General features: G+C 70.0%; 13 protein-coding genes, 1 rRNA gene and 1 pseudogene. 9 read left to right on the forward strand and 6 right to left on the reverse strand.

Translation table 11 applies throughout. The annotated features are described in order from the left end of the window. The 7 genes and pseudogenes from rrf to FFT21_RS25955 form a co-directional block, all read left to right on the forward strand. A 5S ribosomal RNA gene (rrf, locus tag FFT21_RS25925) occupies positions 1-106 on the forward strand; the annotation flags it as partial. A gap of 141 nt (positions 107-247) precedes the next feature. Continuing rightward, positions 248-997 carry a type 1 glutamine amidotransferase gene (locus FFT21_RS25930; protein ID WP_225978771.1) on the forward strand — a complete coding sequence of 250 codons (750 nt, stop codon included), beginning with the start codon at positions 248-250 and terminating at the stop codon, positions 995-997. A gap of 39 nt (positions 998-1,036) precedes the next feature. Further along, a complete protein-coding gene (locus FFT21_RS25935) occupies positions 1,037-4,159 on the forward strand; it encodes a bifunctional [glutamine synthetase] adenylyltransferase/[glutamine synthetase]-adenylyl-L-tyrosine phosphorylase (RefSeq protein ID WP_137816548.1) in 3,123 nt (1,040 codons plus the stop codon). 74 nt (positions 4,160-4,233) lie between these two features. Further along, on the forward strand, positions 4,234-5,166 hold the full coding sequence (locus FFT21_RS25940) for an NADP-dependent oxidoreductase (RefSeq protein WP_137816549.1): 933 nt from the start codon (positions 4,234-4,236) through the stop codon (positions 5,164-5,166). A gap of 114 nt (positions 5,167-5,280) precedes the next feature. Continuing rightward, positions 5,281-6,891 carry a polyprenol phosphomannose-dependent alpha 1,6 mannosyltransferase MptB gene (mptB, locus tag FFT21_RS25945; protein ID WP_192909751.1) on the forward strand — a complete coding sequence of 537 codons (1,611 nt, stop codon included), beginning with the start codon at positions 5,281-5,283 and terminating at the stop codon, positions 6,889-6,891. Between the two features lie 330 nt (positions 6,892-7,221). Then, positions 7,222-7,952, forward strand: a pseudogene (locus tag FFT21_RS25950) (DUF2637 domain-containing protein). Between the two features lie 127 nt (positions 7,953-8,079). Further along, positions 8,080-8,868, forward strand: a complete 789-nt coding sequence (locus tag FFT21_RS25955) for an SAM-dependent methyltransferase (protein ID WP_137816550.1) — start codon at positions 8,080-8,082, stop codon at positions 8,866-8,868. Positions 8,869-8,946: 78 nt separating this feature from the next. Here FFT21_RS25955 and FFT21_RS25960 read toward each other — a convergent pair whose 3' ends face one another. The 3 genes from FFT21_RS25960 to FFT21_RS25970 form a co-directional block, all read right to left on the reverse strand. Beyond that, positions 8,947-9,117 (reverse strand): STAS domain-containing protein, encoded by a 171-nt coding sequence (locus tag FFT21_RS25960; RefSeq protein WP_192909752.1) that lies wholly within the window; start codon positions 9,115-9,117, stop codon positions 8,947-8,949. After that, the gene (locus FFT21_RS25965; RefSeq protein ID WP_137816552.1) at positions 9,114-9,314 is read right to left on the reverse strand and encodes a hypothetical protein; all 201 of its coding nucleotides are present in this window, start codon (positions 9,312-9,314) and stop codon (positions 9,114-9,116) included. Before FFT21_RS25965 ends, FFT21_RS25960 begins: the two co-directional genes overlap by 4 nt. A 909-nt stretch (positions 9,315-10,223) precedes the next feature. Beyond that, entirely contained in the window at positions 10,224-10,832 is a 609-nt protein-coding gene (locus tag FFT21_RS25970) for a hypothetical protein (protein ID WP_137816553.1), read from the reverse strand. Between the two features lie 433 nt (positions 10,833-11,265). On the opposite strand from FFT21_RS25970, the gene FFT21_RS25975 reads away from it, so the two are divergent. Further along, positions 11,266-13,407: an alkaline phosphatase family protein gene (locus FFT21_RS25975; RefSeq protein WP_137816554.1), complete on the forward strand. Its 2,142-nt coding sequence runs from the start codon at positions 11,266-11,268 to the stop codon at positions 13,405-13,407. Between the two features lie 60 nt (positions 13,408-13,467). On the opposite strand, the gene FFT21_RS29005 is transcribed toward FFT21_RS25975, so the two are convergent. Then, positions 13,468-13,638, reverse strand: coding sequence for a hypothetical protein (locus tag FFT21_RS29005; protein ID WP_153816588.1), 171 nt, complete (start codon positions 13,636-13,638; stop codon positions 13,468-13,470). A gap of 69 nt (positions 13,639-13,707) precedes the next feature. Here FFT21_RS29005 and FFT21_RS25980 point away from each other — a divergent pair, with 69 nt between their 5' ends. After that, positions 13,708-14,001 (forward strand): SbtR family transcriptional regulator, encoded by a 294-nt coding sequence (locus tag FFT21_RS25980; RefSeq protein ID WP_371856867.1) that lies wholly within the window; start codon positions 13,708-13,710, stop codon positions 13,999-14,001. Positions 14,002-14,408: 407 nt separating this feature from the next. Here the strand turns inward: FFT21_RS25980 and FFT21_RS25985 are convergent, their stop codons facing one another. Together FFT21_RS25985 and FFT21_RS25990 are read right to left on the reverse strand one after the other, a co-directional pair. Next, entirely contained in the window at positions 14,409-14,954 is a 546-nt protein-coding gene (locus FFT21_RS25985) for a hypothetical protein (protein ID WP_137816555.1), read from the reverse strand. Between the two features lie 501 nt (positions 14,955-15,455). Next, positions 15,456-16,535, reverse strand: coding sequence for a hypothetical protein (locus tag FFT21_RS25990; protein WP_137816556.1), 1,080 nt, complete (start codon positions 16,533-16,535; stop codon positions 15,456-15,458). Between the last annotated feature and the right edge of the window lie 137 nt (positions 16,536-16,672).

The raw sequence follows: 16,672 nt of genomic DNA on the forward strand, positions 1-16,672 counted from the left end.
TAGCGGTGGGGAAACGCCCGGTCCCATTCCGAACCCGGTAGCTAAGCCCGCCAGCGCCGATGGTACTGCACTCGTTGGGGTGTGGGAGAGTAGGTCGCCGCCGAACTTCTTCCCCGAAGGGGCCCGGTCGACGCCATAAGGCGTCCCGGGCCCCTTCGGCGTTTCCGCTCCGGGGCCCGGATCGACCTCGCACCCAGCCCCCGGAGAGGGCGGCGCGCGGGGCACCGGACGTCCTAGGCTCGGTGCCGTGACACCCCGACTGCTGGTGCTGCAGTTGTCCCGATCCGACCCGCCCGGGCGGCTCGGCGAGTGGTTGACGTCCGCGGGCGCCGAACTCGAACTGGTTCAGGCCGGGGAGGGCGGGCTCCCGGCGGGGCTGGACGCATACCAGGGTGTGGTGTGCCTCGGCGGCGAGATGGGCGCGTACGACGACGCCGAGCATCCCTGGCTGGCCGGCGTGCGTATGCTGCTCGGCCGAGCCGTCGCCGGCGCGGTGCCGGTGCTGGCTGTCTGCCTGGGTGCCCAGTTGCTCGCCGTGGCCACCGGCGGCCAGGTGCGGCGCGGTCCGCACGGCGCGGAGATCGGTCCGATGCTGGTCGCCAAGCGCGACGCCGCCCTGCGCGACCCGCTGTTCGCGCTGCTCCCGCTCACCCCCGACGTCCTCCAATTCCACGACGACGAAGTGCACGTGCTACCGCCGCGTGCCGAGCTGCTCGCCGCATCGCCGCGGTACCCGCACCAGGCATTCCGCGTCGGGCCCAGTGCCTACGGGCTGCAGTTCCACATCGAGACCACACCCGAGCTGGTGACCGGCTGGGCGCGGGAGGCGTTCGGCCCGGACGCGGACCTGCCGCAGGCACTGAGCCCGCAGCGGCTGGCCGAGGCACACGCCGACATCGCAGAAACCTGGCAGCCGTTCGCCGAGCGGTTCGTCGAACTCGCCGCCGGGAAACTGGAGCCGCCCACCGGCCGGCGGCGGGATCTACCCCTGGTGTGACCCGCCGCGCCGGTGGCGTCGACCACTACGGTTGATCTGATGACCGACAGAGTCCGTGCGGCGCCCTCCCCGGCCCGGTTCGGCCTTACCGGTGCCCGGGCCGAGGACGAGCTGCGCGTGGCCGGCTGGTGGGACGACGATGGACCCACCAGCGCTGGCGAGGTCGTGCTTCCGGCGCTCGCCCGCAGCGCCGACCCCGACCTGGCCCTGCGCGAGCTGGACCGGTTGCGTGAGGCGCTCGGCCAGGACTGGGCCGAGTTGGCCGAGGCGCTGCGCACCGACCAGGCACTGCGTGGCCGGCTGTTCGGCGTGTTCGGCGCCTCGTCGGCGCTCGCCGACTTCGTGGTGGCCAACCCCGATCAGTGGCGGCGGCTGGCCGGGACCAACCCGCGTGACCCGGGCGGCTACGCCGAGGTGCTGCTCGCCGCCGTCGGCGCCGACCCGGAGTCGCCGCCACCGGGCACGCCGCGCGGGGCGCGGGCGCGGCTGCACGGCCAGGAAGCGGTGCGCGCGCTGCGCGCCGCCTACCGTGGCCTGCTCCTGGAGATCGCCGCCGACGATCTCGCCTACCTGGTGGTCCCCGACCTTCCCGCGGCCTCCTACGAGGACGTCACCGGAAGGCTGTCCGACCTCGCCGACGCCTCGCTGCGGGCGGCGCTCGCCGTGGCATCCGCGGACGTGCTGCCGAGCGCGGAGCCGGCAGCAGGCACCGCCGAGCCGGCCGGGCGTGCCGCCGACGTGTTCCCGCACGCGGCAGGGAACACCTCAGCCGGCGAGCCGGCCGGGACCGTGGCAGCCCCGGCGCGCTGCTCGCTGGCCGTGATCGCGATGGGCAAGTGCGGCGGCCGCGAGCTGAACTACGTCAGCGACGTGGACGTCGTGTTCGTCGGCGAGGGCGATCTCACCCTGGCGAACCGGTTGTCCGGCGCGATGATGGCGATCGCGGGCGAGGCCTGCTTCCAGGTGGACGCGGCGCTGCGGCCCGAGGGCAAGGCCGGCGTGCTGGTGCGCACCGTGGACGGTCACGCCGCCTACTACCGCCGCTGGGCACGGACCTGGGAGTTCCAGGCGTTGCTGAAGGCCCGCTTCGCCGCCGGGGATGTCGACCTGGCCCGGCGTTACCTGGACGTGGTGCAGCCGCTGGTGTGGATGGCCGCGGACCGCGAGGGCTTCGTCACCGACGTGCAGGCGATGCGTCGCCGGGTGGAGAATCATGTGCGCGGCGACCTGGTGGACCGCGAACTCAAGCTCGGCCGGGGTGGGCTGCGGGACGTCGAGTTCGCCGTCCAACTGCTGCAACTCGTGCACGGCCGGTCGGACGAGACGCTGCGCAGCGCGTCCACCACCGAGGCACTGGCGGCACTGGGGCGCGGCGGGTACGTGGGCCGCGCGGACGCGTCCGGGCTGGGCCACTCGTACCGGTTTCTCCGCACCCTGGAGCACCGGCTGCAGCTCCAGCGATTGCGGCGCACCCACCTGTTTCCCGAGGAGCACGACACGGGGGCGCTGCGCTGGCTGGCCCGGGCGGCCGGGATTCACTCGGACGGCCGCCGGAACGCCGAGGACGTGCTGCTCGCCGAGTTCCGCAGGCACGTCGGCCGGATCCGGCGGCTACACGAGAAGCTGTTCTACCGCCCGCTGCTGCAGGCCGTGGCGCGGGTCCCCACGGAGGCGCTGCGGCTGACCACCCGGGAGGCGGCTGCCCGGCTCGCCGCACTCGGCTACGCCTCCCCGGACGGCGCGCTCCGGCACATCCAGGCGCTCACCTCGGGGCTGTCTCGCCGCGCGGCGATCCAGGGTGCGCTGCTGCCCGTGCTGCTGGACCTGCTCGCCGAGACACCGGACCCGGACGGCGGGCTGCTCGCCTACCGCCGGGTGTCCGAGGAACTCGCCGACACCCCGTGGTACCTGCGGTTGCTGCGCGACGAGGGCGCGGTGGCGGAGCGGCTCGCGCTGCTGCTCGGCACCTCCCGCTACGTACCCGACCTGCTGGTGCGCGCCCCCGAGGTGCTCCGGCTGCTGGCCGACACGCCAGCGCTGACCGGCCGCGACCCTGCGGAGGTGGCCACCTCGCTGCGCGCCGCCGTCGCCAGGCACGACGGCCTGGACGCCGCGGTGGCCGCGGCCCGGTCGCTGCGCCGGCACGAACTGCTCCGGGTGGCCTGCGCGGACCTGCTCGGCCTGCTCGACGTCGGCGCGGTGTGCGAGGCGCTGTCCAGCGTGTGGGTCGCGGTGCTGCAGGCGGCGCTGGACGCGGTGCTGCGGGCGACGCCCCCGGGCGACGGCGGCCGCCGCCCGGCGCGGCTGGCGGTGATCGGGATGGGCCGGCTCGGCGGTGCGGAACTCGGCTACGGCTCGGACGCGGACGTGCTGTTCGTCTGCGAACCCCACGGGGGCCACTCGGACGACGAGGCGGTGCGGTACGCCGCATCAGTGGCCGGCACGCTGCAACGGCTGCTCGGCTCGCCGAGCCAGGACCCGCCGCTGCACGTCGACGCCAACCTGCGCCCGGAGGGGCGGGGTGGGCCGCTGGTCCGCACCCTCGACTCGTACCGGGCGTACTACGCCCAGTGGGGCGAGGCGTGGGAGGCGCAGGCACTGCTGCGGGCCCGGTTCGTCGCCGGCGACGCCGAACTGGGCGAGCGGTTCGTGGCCGCGGTGGAGCCGGTGCGGTACCCGGAGGGCGGCTTGTCACCGGAGTTGGTCCGGGAGATCCGGCGGATCAAGGCCCGGGTGGACTCCGAGCGGCTGCCCCGCGGCGCGGACCCAACCACCCACATCAAGCTGGGCCGGGGCGGGCTCGGCGACATCGAGTGGACCGCGCAACTGCTGCAACTGCGGCACGGGCATGAGATCTCCGGCCTGCGCACCACGTCGACGCTGGGCGCGCTCGCCGCGGCGGCGGAGGCCGGCCTGCTGGGGGAGGCGGACGCCGAGTCGCTGCGCGCGGCGTGGACCCTGGCCACGAGAACCCGCAACGCTGCCACCCTGGTGCGCGGCAAGCCGACCGACCAGATGCCCACGTCCGGACGCGAACTCGCCGCGGTGGCCCGCGCGCTCGGCCATCCCGGCGACGCCGACCCCGGGGAGTGCCTGGACGGCTACCGCCGCGTCACCCGCCGCGCCCGCGCCGTGGTGGAACGCGTCTTCTACGACGCGTAGCCGCCGTCCCGCGTGACGAGCCGCTGATGAGGCGAGGCGGAATAGCGGCCGCCGGCGGCGGGGTTGCCGGAAGTATGAAGGGGATTGCGCAGAACGAGTTCGGTTCCGCCGACGTGCTGTCCGTGCAGGACCTGCCCGACCCGCTGGTGGGGCCCGACTCGGTGCTGATCCGGGTGCGCGCCGCCGGCGTGAACCCGGTCGACTACAAGATCCGCGAGGGCTACCTGAAGGGCCTGCTGCCGCACTACTTCCCGATCGTTCCGGGATGGGACGTCGCTGGCGTGGTGGAGGCCACCGGCCCGGCCGCCGCCGGCGGTTTGCGGCCGGGTGACGAGGTCGTCGCCTACGCGCGCAAGGACTACGTGCAGCACGGCACCTACGCGGAACTGGTCGCCGTGCCCGACCGGGGGGTCGCGCGCAAGCCCGCCTCGCTGGACTTCGCGCACGCCGCCGGGCTGCCGCTGGCCGGGCTGACCGCGCTGCAGGCGCTGCGCGCCGCCGAGGTTGGCGAGGGGGCGACGGTGCTGGTGCACGCCGCGTCCGGCGGCGTCGGCCACCTCGCCGTGCAGATCGCCCGCGCGCTCGGCGCCGGCCGGGTGATCGGCACCGCGAGCGAGGGGAACCACGACTTCCTCCGCTCGCTCGGGGCCGAGCCCGTCCGCTACGGCGACGGCCTGCCGGACCGGCTGGCCGCACTGGTCGGCGGGGACGGCAGGGTGGACGCCGCGTTGGACTTCGTCGGCGGCCAGGCCCTGGAGCAGTCGCCCGAGCTGGTGCGGGATCCGGCGCGGGTGGTGTCCATCGTCGACCCGTCCGTGCTCGCCAGGGGCGGCCGCTACGTCTTCGTCCGCCCGGATGCCGCCCAGCTCGGCTGGCTCGGCGAGTTGGCCGACGCCGGCCGGCTGCGGGTCGAGGTGCAGCGCACCTTCGCCCTGGGCGATGCCGCCGAGGCGCACCGCACCCTGGAAGGCGGCCACGTTCGCGGCAAGCTGGTGCTCACCGTGTAGCCGGCGCTCACCTGAACAGTGAGGCAACCGCGGGGATCGGCGAGCTGACCGGCAGCCGACGAAACGAACTCGATACTGTGACCGGGTTTGTCGTCGGCAAGGAGTGTCCTGGGGATGACCCGTCCAGGTCGGGTGCGCGAGGAACCGTCCGGCGCCGGTCGGCTTCGCGACGGACCGCTCGGCCAGGAGCCGGACGCGGCCGAGCGGCGTCAGATCGCGCTGATCCGGAGGTTCGGCACGGTCGGCGTGCTGCTGCTCGCGGTCGGCTCGCTCGGCGCCGGCGCGTCACCAGTGATCAACCCGGTGCTCGGCATCCCGGTGCTGAACCTGCTGCCTCGCATTCCGACGGTGGCGCTGGCTTGCTCGTTCACCGGGATGGGCATCGTGGTGCTGGCCTGGCTGGGGCTGGGCCGGTTCGCCCACCCCGGCCGGGCGCACCCGGTGCCGCTGGCGCAGCTCTACCGGACGATGGCGACGTGGTCGCTACCTCTGGCGGTCGGGCCCCCGCTGTTCAGCCAGGACGTCTACAGCTACCTCGCGCAATGCAAGGTCGTCGCGCTCGGGCTGGACCCCTACCGGTTGGGGCCGGCGCTGGCGCTCGGGGTGGGCGACCCGCTGGTCCGCAGCATCCCCAACATCTGGCGGGCGACGCCCAGTCCGTACGGGCCGCTGTTCCTGTCGGTGTGCCGGGCGGTGCCCGGCATCGTGGGCGACCACGTGGTGGTCGGGGTGCTGCTGCAGCGGGTGCTGGAACTGGCCGGGATCGCGCTGATCCTGTGGGCGTTGCCGAAGCTGGCCCGCCGGTTCGGCGCGCCGCCGGCCACCGCGCTGTGGCTGGGCGGGCTGAACCCGCTGGTGCTGTGGCACCTGGTGGCCGGCGTGCACAACGACGCGCTGATGATCGGGCTGATGCTGGCCGGACTGTCGATCGGCGTGCGCCGGCTGCCCCGGGTGCCGCCGGGCGGGGCGGTGCCGCCATTCCGCCCGGCCGAGGCGGTGGACCTGGCCCTCGGCGCGGTGGTGATCACGCTCGGCGCCCTGGTGAAGATCGCGGCGCTGCCCGCGCTCGGCTTCCTCGGGGTGATCGTCGCCCGCCGGCTGGGCGGCCGGGTTCGCCACCTGGCGCTCGCCGGGGCGGCGCTGGCCGCGGTCTCCGGCGGCGTCATCACCGCGATCTCGCTCGGCAGCGGGCTGGGTTTCGGCTGGCTGCACACCCTTGGCGTGGGCAGCACCGTACGCAGCTGGCAGGCGCCGATGACGGCGATCGGCGCGCTGGCCGCGGGCCTCGGCAACCTGCTGGACCTCGGCAACCACACCAACACCACCATCACGGTGGCCAGGGCGCTGGGCGCGGTGGGCTCCCTGCTGGTCGGCGCGCGCATCCTCTGGGCATCGTTCCGGTGGCGGCTGCGGCCGATGGCCGGGCTGGGCGTGTTCCTCGCCGTCGTGGTGCTGCTCGGCGCCGCGGTGCAGGACTGGTACTACCTGTGGGCGCTCATCCCGCTGGCCACCGAGCGCATCGGACCTCGGCTGCGCACCGCGGCGGTGCTCGCCAGCGTCGTGCTGGCGTTGATGGCGATGCCGACCGGGACCACGTTCAACGGCCGTGTCTTCGTGCTGCCGAACGCCTACGTCGCGGCCGCGCTGGCGGTCGCCGCGATCGTGTTCGCGGTCCGCCGCCCGATCCCGGTGCTCCCGTTCTGGCTGGTTCGGACCCCGGACTAGACGCGCCGAGGGCCGGCGACGGGGAGCGTCGCCGGCCCTCGATGCCCTGGAGCCCGGGAGGATCCGGGGATCACACGTCGTAGTTGCGTGCAGCCGCCGCGCTGACCTGCGCCGTTATCGGCGGCGCCCCATTTGACCTGGTGGTTTGTGGTTGTTGCCGATCGTTGTCGGTGGTCATTCTTCGACGTATGACGGCCTGTAGACGGCCTGGGCTGTCGATCGACGTCGTGCCGTTTTGGTGACCGAACGTGATGGACGAGGCGACTGCGTCCTTGACGCCAATGGCGTCCTGTCATCGGCCGTGACGTCGTTCGGTGCTGCGGTGCCCGTTTGCGCAGGTTCGAGCCCTGGGCGCGGCTCGTACAGCATCCACACGAAACCGTAGGGGTCGCGCTGGCCGCGGCGTATGCCTCGTATCGGCACGGGCGGGAATTCGCGTTGCGGTTGGCGCGGATGGGACAACCGCCTCGATCTGGCCGTTGATCGTCGATGGGTTGCTCACCACGGCGACGGTGGAGCTGTGGAAGCCGGGCCACCGCGCGGGCCGGCGGTCTGCCTGGGTGGCTTTCGGCTTCGAGGTGGTGCTGTCGTTGTGTGCCAACATCGTCGCCGCGCCGGTGTTGAGCGCGTTGGCGGTGGCGGTGGCCGCGTGTCCGCCGCTGGCGCTGCTGCTGGCGGTCGAGCTGCTCAATCGCGCGCTGAAGCGGCACCGCGCCGAGACCGCGAACGAGACCGGAAACGAGACCACCGAGACGGACGAGACCGTGCCGGTGGCCCGTCTCGCGGTGGTCTCAGACGAGTCTCGTCCGCCTGCGGAGCCGACCGCCGAGCAGCGGATGTGGGCGTACTTGCAGACCGAGTGGGCCAAGGGCCGCCGGCCGACCGGCGCGGAGTTGGACCGGGTGTTTGCGACCAACAACTACGGCCGGCGGGTCCTGCGGCGCTGGGGGCAGTCCGGACGGATACCCGCCAAGCGCACGCACACACGCCCCGTCGTGGCCCGCGGCCGTGAACAACGGCTCTCGGATAGCAGGCTCACAGTGACGTGCTCCAATGGGTGAGCTCGATCCGCGCGGGCGCAGCCGTCACCCGATCGTGGTGACCGTCGGAGTCCACGGTCTGCTAACTTGATCGTCGCGGTTGGTCACCGTCCGTAAGCGATGCGGGGTAGTCGTGCAGCGTGCCACTGTGCCCGTCCCGGTCGACGCCGATCTCGGCAACCCTGCCCGGATGTGGGCCTACTGGTTAGGCGCCGCCGAGTACCTCCCGGTCGACGCTCAGGCCGCCGACCACACCGCCACGGCGCTACCGCGGGTGCCGTACTTCATCCGCTCCCACCGCGCCTTTCTGCGCCGGGTGGTGCGCCACCTGGTCGGGCTGGGGGTGCGCCAGTTTCTCGACCTCGGCTCGGGCATCCCGACCGCCGGCCATGTGCACCACACCGCGCACGCCATCGACCCCGGCTGCCGCGTGATCTACGTGGACAGCGACCCGGTGGCCGTCGAGCATGGCCACGTGCTGCTTGATCAGCAGGAGCGGGTGGCGATGCTGCGGGCCGACTTCCGCCGGGTGGAGGACGTTCTCGGGGCTGCGCAGTGCCAGGCGCTGCTGGACCCCGGCCAGCCCACGGCGGTGCTGCTGATCGACTCCCTGCCCTACGTCGCGGATGCCGACCACCCTCAACAGATGCTTGATGCCTACCGGCGGGCGCTCGGTGGGGGAAGCTATGTGGCGTTGTCGCATGGCTGCCTGGACGACGAACTGGCCGCGGGCTTCGCCCGCTTCGAGGGCCTGTTCGGCATTCCGATTCCGCCGCTGGCGCTGCGGGACGCCGAGGAGATCGCCGGCCTGCTGGTTGGCTTTGCGGTTCTCGATCCGGGCATCGTTACGGTGCCGCAGTGGCGGCCCGAAGCCGTCGATCGTCATACCCATCCCGAACGGTTCCCGGGCCTGGCCGCGCTCGCTCGCGCACGTTGACCACGGGTGGCCACAGGTTGGCCACGCGTCGGCAAGACGCCCGGCTACCGCAGGTGGCCGTGCCAGCGGTGGGAGCGTTCAGAGAACGTGGGGACGGCGTAAGGCGTCGGCCACGGTGGGATAGACCTCCAGCATGTCGTCGGCGCCGGCGGCGTACAGGGGGCGCAGGACCGCACGCTGTGTGGCCACCACGCGCAGCGGCGTCCGACACAGCTGACAGCGGTTGTGGTACTGGACCAGAACGTTCACGCCGGCACCGCCGAAGGACTCCACACCGCACAGATCGACCGCCGGGCCTCCGCCTCGGCCGCCGCCAACTGCCGGGCCAGCGTGGGAGCGCTGGACACGTCGACCTCTCCGGCGGCGTGCACAACGACCGCGCCGCCGCGGATCTCACGCCATACATGTAGCAGGAGCAGTTCAGCCAGTTGTTCTGCCGCGCCCATGGCGGCCACCCTCCGCGCGGCTGTCCAACGGTTCCCCTGAGACCACCATAGTTGCCGGCACGGGTCTCCGCCGCGCATGCCGTTGCCGCGAGTGCTCCGTGGTGGTCTTCCGCCGCGGGTTAGGTGGAGACTCTGTTGCGGGGCACTCCCTGGCTGGGTGCTGGGTGCCTGCGGTGTGGTCGGTCGAGGGCGCGGCGCACGGTGGCGGTGGATTAGGCGAGGCCGGCCCTCGTATGCCATCCATTGACGCGCCTCTCAGCTATTTGCATAGCTTCGTTGTCTGAGCGTGACCGGTCCTATCCAGCCGGCGGTGTTCGCCAAGGCGTCGGGCCGGGTTGCCCCGATGCGAGGACGGCCGCCTGGTGATCAACGGTGTGAGCTGGGCGCTTCTCGGTGGGCAGAAGGTCGCCGAACCGGCGAGGTATGCGTTGTGCGTGTACTACTCGCTGTGGTGACGCGCTTTGCGATGGGGATGGGTACAGACCGGTGTCGGCGGGTTACTGCCACGAAGGCAGCGGTAGGGGTGGGGGTGGACCGGTGTAGCCGCAGCAGCGGCGTCCGGTGGTGGGATCACAACACTGGCTGTGGCAGGTGGGGCAGGCGGCCCATCCCTGTGGGCGCCACCGGGTGCCCTGCCGGCGGTGACCGCAGCAGGCACACACTCCCCGCGGCCACCGCGCGACGTAGCGGATCGGCTCCCATCCCACCAGCGGCGCGGTCCGGGCGAAGACGCCCCATGCGGTCAATCGGCACGCATCGCAGACCGGGTGGCGGTGCACCGCGCCTGATGAGTCGGGTACCACGAGGTGGGCGGTCGCCCGCTCTGCGCAGTTGGTCCTACCCACGGTGACCGAGCAGCGTAGGTCCACACCGGCGCGTTCTCGACACCACGCCATCCGGCAGCGATGACTACAAAACCGCCGCGCTCGGCGCTGTCCGGGCAGAGGCCGCGGTAAGGCGGTGTGGCAGTACCAGCAATGTGCTGCCCATGATGACTCCGGCCACACGATGGTTTTCTGCACCGCTGCATCGTGTCACGACGGGCGGCTGATGTTCATCGTCGTCAGGGTTGTTTCCGTCGTGCGCAGGAAGGGCTGCAAAAATGTGCCACACACAGTAGAACACGCTGTTTTCTACCCATGATTTGGGTGCTGTTCGTGGGCTGCAAACTGCATGCTGCAAAAACTGTGCGTCCTTCCATCTCTCCGTCTGCAAAAACGCATTCACGTTTTTCCGTGTCCCGGCCGCGACAGGTGCGGTTAATAGGGACCGTCGTCGGCCAGCCGTTCCCCCGGCGACAACCGGCGTGGGGTCCGCTTTGCCGCGCTCCAGACGACGGTGGTGCGGCGTAGTGGAGGCAACGCCGTGCAGGATGGGCCGCGAGGTGTGGTCGTACGCGGGAACCGTGCCCGCCGCCTGCGCCGGTACGACGCTGCCGAGCAGCGTCGCTGACGTCATGGCCAGCGTGCCGGTCAGCGCAGCGCTGGTGCGCCACACCCATTGCCGTAACGACTGCATGTGAACCTCCTCATTGCCCGCCGTGGGCGCACGAAACAATGAGCTGATCAAGTGACTGGGCGCGGAATTTCGTGTAACCGTTCGGAATTCTCCTGGCGACAGAAGGGCGTCACGGCAACACGATGCTTCGGGATCTTGCCGCCACTGAATTGTCCTCTTTAGACAGTTTATGTAGAGAATACCTGCTTCGTGCCATGGATGCGCTGGAGTTCCACGTGCCGATGTCTGTCCACTGTGACTGGTTCGGTTCGGAGTCGCCGGGTATCAGGAGAACTGACTGAACACCACACGGTGACGGACCGTTCATCCACAGTTCCCTCGGCGGACCTGGCCCGGTTACCGCGTTAAGGTAAATATTAGGCAGGTTTCAGCCCGGTTTCAGGATGGGGCTGAGGCCATTTTCGCCCGGAATTTTGTGTCCTTTGGAGACCATATGAAACGGGTATTCGCCGCCGTTTTCGCGGTATTTGCCGCGTTGTCGGCGGTTCTCGTGGGTACCGGGGCGTCAGCGTCGACGTTCCCGCAGTACGACCACGTGTTCCTGCTGGTCGACGAGAACCACAACTACAGCAACATCATCGGCAACCCCAACGCGCCAGAGATTAACGCGCTGGCGCAGGACTACGGCTCAGCCATCCGCTACACCGGCGTCGGTGACCCGAGCCTGCCGAACTACATCGCCATGCTCGGCGGCAGCACATTCGGCATCTCCGACGACGACCCGTACTTCTTCCCGGGTCACACCATCAACCAGTCCAACCTGCTCACCCAGCTCGAAGGTGCGGGCAAGAGCTGGAAGGGCTACTACCAGGGCATGCCCTACGCCGGCTACCGCGGCTACTGCTTCCCGGCGAAGTGCAACGGCATCCCCGATGCCGACACGCAGTACGTCGCCAAGCACAACGGCGTCCCGTACTTTGCCGACAAGCAGACGCCGGCCGAGTTCGCCAAGCAGAACCCGCTCGGCCAGTTGAGCACCGACCTGGCTTCCGGCCAGGTGCCGAACTTCAGCTACATCATCCCGGACGAGTGCAACGACATGCACGGTGCTCCGCCGTGGTGTGTGGACTCCGGCAAGGCCGGTGACGTGGACGACAACTGGCTGGTGGCCAACGGCGACAAGTTCGTGGGCAACACCGTCAACCAGATCACGTCGTCCCCGATGTGGCAGTCCGGCAACAACGCCATCGTGGTGACCTTCGACGAGGGCAACACGGCCAACAGCCAGATCCCTCACGTCGTGATCACCAACCACGGCCCCCGTGGCGTGACCGACAACACCTCCTACGACCACTACAGCCTGCTGGCCAGCCTGCAGCAGGCGTTCGGGCTCGGCTGCCTGCAGAACTCCTGCACGGCCACCCCGGAGACCCCGCTGTTCCAGATCACCGGCTCGAACACCACGCCAACCCTGCCGGCGCCGATCAACCCCGCACCCAACGGCACGAACTCGGTCTCGGCGCAAAGCCAGATAGCCAAGGGCACGAGTGCGTCGTTGACCTGCAATGGCGCGTGGAACCAGGTGCCAAGCCCCAACTCAGGCAACCTGGACAACGACCTGGCTGGCGTGTCGGCGGCCTCGACCACGGACGCCTGGGCCGTCGGTACCTACTACCCCTCCAACAGCCCGAACGTGCTCTCCACCATGGCCGAGCATTGGGACGGCCGCAGTTGGACCGAGTTCCAGTTGCCCAACGTGGGCCTCAACGAGAACTCGCTGCTCGGCGTTTCCGAGTTGCCCACCGGCAAGGCATGGGCAGTCGGCTACTACATCAACGCCAACTGGGTGCAGCAGGCACTGGTCGAGCACTACGACGGCACCAAGTGGTCGGTCGTCTCCAACCCCAACCCGGGTGCGGGGGGTGACATCTTCTACGGTGTCACCGCCATCGCCGACAACGACGTGTGGGCCGTGGGCACCCAGAAGGACGCCAACGGGACCTTCCACCCGCTGACCGAGCACTGGGACGGCTCGACGTGGTCTGTCGTGTCCCCGGTCGACCCCAACGGCGGCGGCAACACGCTCTACGCCGTCAAGGCCGTGGCCAGCAACAGCGTGTACGCGGTCGGCCAGACCGGCACCAGCTTCCCGAGCAAGGCGCTCGTGGAGCACTGGGACGGCACGAAGTGGTCGCAGTTGCCCTCGCCGGCTGACACCACCGACAGCCTGACCACGCTGGGCGTCACTGGCTCGGACACCGCGCTGACCCTGGTCGGTGACCGGGAGAACAGCACCACGCCCTACACCACCGAGGTGGCCGCCGGCGCACCCTCCAGCCTGGCGCTGGTGAACAGCCCCAACAACGGCACCGGTGAGAACGACCTGTTCGGCACCACCACCGCCGCTGACGGCTCCACCTACGCGGCCGGCTGGTACATCAACCCCTCCGGCACCCACCAAACCCTGATCCTGCACAACGTCAACGGAAAGTGGACGATCGACAACAGCCCCAACGTCAACACCGGGGACAACGGCTTCGCCAGCGTCGCCCAGGTACCCGGCGGTGGCCAGTGGGCCGTCGGCGTCTCCAGCGGCAGCGGTAACTTCTCCACCCTGATCGCCTACCACTGCTAATCACCGCGTTACTGCAGTGGCCCCTGCGCAACCCGCGCAGGGGCCACTGCAGTCCGGAGATCAACTAACCACCTGAATGTGTACGTCCTTGCCTGCCTCGAACCCGGTGGTGCCGAGCGGATGGCTGAAGAAGTCGGAGGTGAACAGATCGTCTGCTTGGTCGAATTGTCGGCTGTTGAAGCACTCCTGCATCCGCTGCACCAGGGCGTTCGCGTCGTCGCGCGTGGTCATCGGCGTGATCTCCTCGTGGCTGGTGGATCGGGTCATGCGCAGCCCTATTCACGCTGCTGTCCCGGATGAGTGGCTTCGGGCGCCGAGAACGCAGCTGTGAAAAGCGCGCTGGCGGCGGCCGAGTTCGATTTGCGCACCGCCGCCCCGAGTGTCGCGGCAGACCTCACACGCCAGGTCGCAGACCTGCTCGATCGCGCGCACGCCGCCGGCGCCGTGCGCCACGACCTCACCGTCGAAGGGTTGATGGCACTCGTCGCCGGAGCTTTCGCCGCGATCCGCCACGCTAACGCTGAGACCAGCCGCAAACGCTCAGCACACATCGCTCAGCTCATCCTTGACGGGCTACGACCCCAACCCCGGTAAGCAACGCATGCGCCCGAACACCGGAGGATCCACGAACCGACGGACGACAACCGGACCTCGACCGCTGGGGTTGGCAATCGCGGGTTTGCCCCTGTCGCTCCCGTGCCTACCTCGGTCGCGGCTGTCGCTCGGGCAGGTTGGTAATCGTCACGGGCGCGTCCGCACCTTGTAGGTGCTTCTCTATCCGGGTTCACGTAAGGACTTCGACACCCTTATCACCAGAGCTCAGGAGCACATCTATGTGTTGCCACAGCGCTCGGATCACGTGGCGGCGTGAATTCTCAGGGCTAGCGAGTCAACGGGCCGGTGCGCGTGGGAAGCGGTGGTGGGCCCGTACCACAGCCACACCCGGCGAACGTCCCGGTTGCTCGTTCACTGGGCACCCCGACCGGTACTACATTCCGAGATCATGTGAAAGTGGTTCGCCTCGTCGGCGATAGTGGCTGATCAGGGCTCTGGCCTGGTGCGCCTGGCGCCATCACGCACGGGTGACCGCGGCCGTGACGCAGACGGTGGGGGCCGGCACGGTCGCGGCCAGCAACCCACGGATCGCCGCGGCCGAGGGCGGCAGGACAACTGAGCTCAGCATGCCGCCTGCCTTCTCCGGGCGTCGCTGCTTTTCCCTGGCCGGCACGGGCGATCGCAAGGAAAGCCTGCGCCAGCATGCACATCGTGACGTGCCGATACCACGGAGTCCACTTGCGAACCTGGTACTGGTCCATCCCCAAGTGGTCCTTGCCGGTCTTGTTGTCGTCCTCGATCTTCCAGCGCAACCCGGCAGCCCGCACCATCGCCGCCATCGTGGTAGCCACCGGCGCGTGCACCAGGAAGTACTCGATGTCGTAGGACGCGGGCCGGCCCTTGCGTTTGTGCATCTGCGTGGACCGTCGGATCAGCACGGTGTGGCCGTATCCCTGGGCGGGTGTCTGTCCCTTCACCGTCACCGCGTGCATCGCCCAGTCATACAGCCGGGCGCCTTTGCGGCCCTGGCCCGCCGACCGACGCTCCCACCGATGGCTGCGGCTGGTCAGAATGTCCTTGCAGCACAACGCCTGGCTGCAGCGGCTTGATCATGAGTTCAGGGCCGTCGACGAGGACCGGAGAGTTCGAATTGTGGCACGTTAGGTACACCTCTCCCTGCCAGCGCGAACCGGCGCTTGACCAGCACGGACGTAGTCAGGGGCCGGCTGTATCTCGGTCCGGTTGACTACGGCTCGGTCCGGTTGGTTGCGAGTGTCCGCGGACCATTCGCGGACACGTTTGCGCCGTCCTCGTCGGCTGGCCCGGGGACTTCGGACGCCCCTCGGTTGGGCAGCCCTTTGAACCGGCGATCACTTGACGTAGATGGTTGGGGCGCCCCGGGGCCGGGTGAGGGGTTGTGGCCCAAGTCGGCGGGTGCCCCGTGACCGTGTGGTCGACGGGGCACCCGCACACGAGAGTGGTGCAAACCGTGATCAGCTGTTGGGGACGAACAGCAGGCCGTGGGGGTTGGTGAAGCCCTTGCCGAAGGGGCTGACGGTGCCGGTCTTGAGATCCAGTTGGCCCAGGGTGCCGGCCAGTGCCTTGGAATCGCTGGGTACCGCGGTGAACACGTCGCCGGCCGTGAAGGAGCCGTGCACGGCGATGACCTTGTTGGCGGCGGTGTCGGTGACATACAGCGTGCCCGCCGAGGCGGTGGCCACGGCGGTGTCATCGACCTGGGTGTTGAGCTTGAGTACCGTGGCCGCCTGATTGCTGCTTCCCGGGTGGGCAAGGAACACCAACTGGCCGTCGCCCTGGCTGTCCAGCAGCAGGTCACCGGCGAACCGGGGCGCCGCCGCTGGCATGACCGTGTTCGAGTCCGGGTCGGAGAGGTTGAGGGTGGTGGGCTTGCCGGTGGCCGCGTCGGTGGCCGTCGAGTTGTCCTGGAACACCGAGATCGCGGTCGCCGTGGTGCCGGAGAGGGTCACCTTGTACAGCGCCGGCTTGGTGAAGGTCTTGCCGTCGGCGTTCGGCGAGGGGTTGGACGCCGAGATGTACAGCGCCCCGTTGGCCACGGCGATGCTGTCGGTGCCGCCGCCGTGGGGCAGCGGGTTGGGGCTGTAGGTGTAGTGCTTGACCTGCTGGGCGGCCGGCGCGGCGGGGGTGATGGTGTAGAGGCTGCTGTTGCCGTCCTCGTTGACCGTGGCCACCAGGTTGCCGGCGGTGGCGTTGGCGGTCATCCCATCGACCTTGCCGGTGAGCTTCCACTGGGCGACCTGCTGGCCCTTGGGGGTGTACTCCACCACCGTGGAGGCCGTCTGGCCGGTGGGCGAGGGCTCGCCAGCAGAGCCGACACCGTTTTGGTAGGCAACGTAGACGTTGCCGCCGAGCACCGTGAGGTCGTCGGGATGGCTCAGCGTCCCGCCGGAGGCGAACGTCGTGGTGGTGAACCCGGAGGGCACGCTGATCGCGTCACCCGTAGCGCCGCTGGCAACCGGCACTCCCACACCGAGGCCGACCAACACCGCCGCGCCGCAGGCCAGCCCGATCCGTCGGGTTGACTTGGAAAACATGCAACTCCTTCCAAAACAAAGCATGCGTGCACGAGACCCGGCTGTCTCGCGCGTGTGCCGAAACGGCGGCATCACTCAGGCAGACGAACCTGAACCCCGCACAAGCACGAGCTGGACGCTGGGTGAAGCCCGCAACC

Origin of the sequence: Gandjariella thermophila (assembly GCF_005405885.1) — a bacterium.
GTDB classification, from domain to species: Bacteria; Actinomycetota; Actinomycetes; order Mycobacteriales; family Pseudonocardiaceae; genus Gandjariella; species Gandjariella thermophila.

Bases quoted from the DNA above. Each gene is read 5' to 3' on its own strand.
- FFT21_RS25935 (WP_137816548.1), top strand. From the start codon at position 1,037: ATGACCGACAGAGTCCGTGCGGCGCCCTCCCCGGCCCGGTTCGGCCTT.
- FFT21_RS25975 (WP_137816554.1), top strand. From the start codon at position 11,266: ATGAAACGGGTATTCGCCGCCGTTTTCGCGGTATTTGCCGCGTTGTCG.
- FFT21_RS25985 (WP_137816555.1), bottom strand. From the start codon at position 14,954: ATGCACGCGGTGACGGTGAAGGGACAGACACCCGCCCAGGGATACGGC.
- FFT21_RS25990 (WP_137816556.1), bottom strand. From the start codon at position 16,535: ATGTTTTCCAAGTCAACCCGACGGATCGGGCTGGCCTGCGGCGCGGCG.
- mptB (WP_192909751.1), top strand. From the start codon at position 5,281: ATGACCCGTCCAGGTCGGGTGCGCGAGGAACCGTCCGGCGCCGGTCGG.
- FFT21_RS25970 (WP_137816553.1), bottom strand. From the start codon at position 10,832: ATGCAGTCGTTACGGCAATGGGTGTGGCGCACCAGCGCTGCGCTGACC.
- FFT21_RS25940 (WP_137816549.1), top strand. From the start codon at position 4,234: ATGAAGGGGATTGCGCAGAACGAGTTCGGTTCCGCCGACGTGCTGTCC.
- FFT21_RS29005 (WP_153816588.1), bottom strand. From the start codon at position 13,638: ATGACCACGCGCGACGACGCGAACGCCCTGGTGCAGCGGATGCAGGAG.
- FFT21_RS25965 (WP_137816552.1), bottom strand. From the start codon at position 9,314: ATGGGCGCGGCAGAACAACTGGCTGAACTGCTCCTGCTACATGTATGG.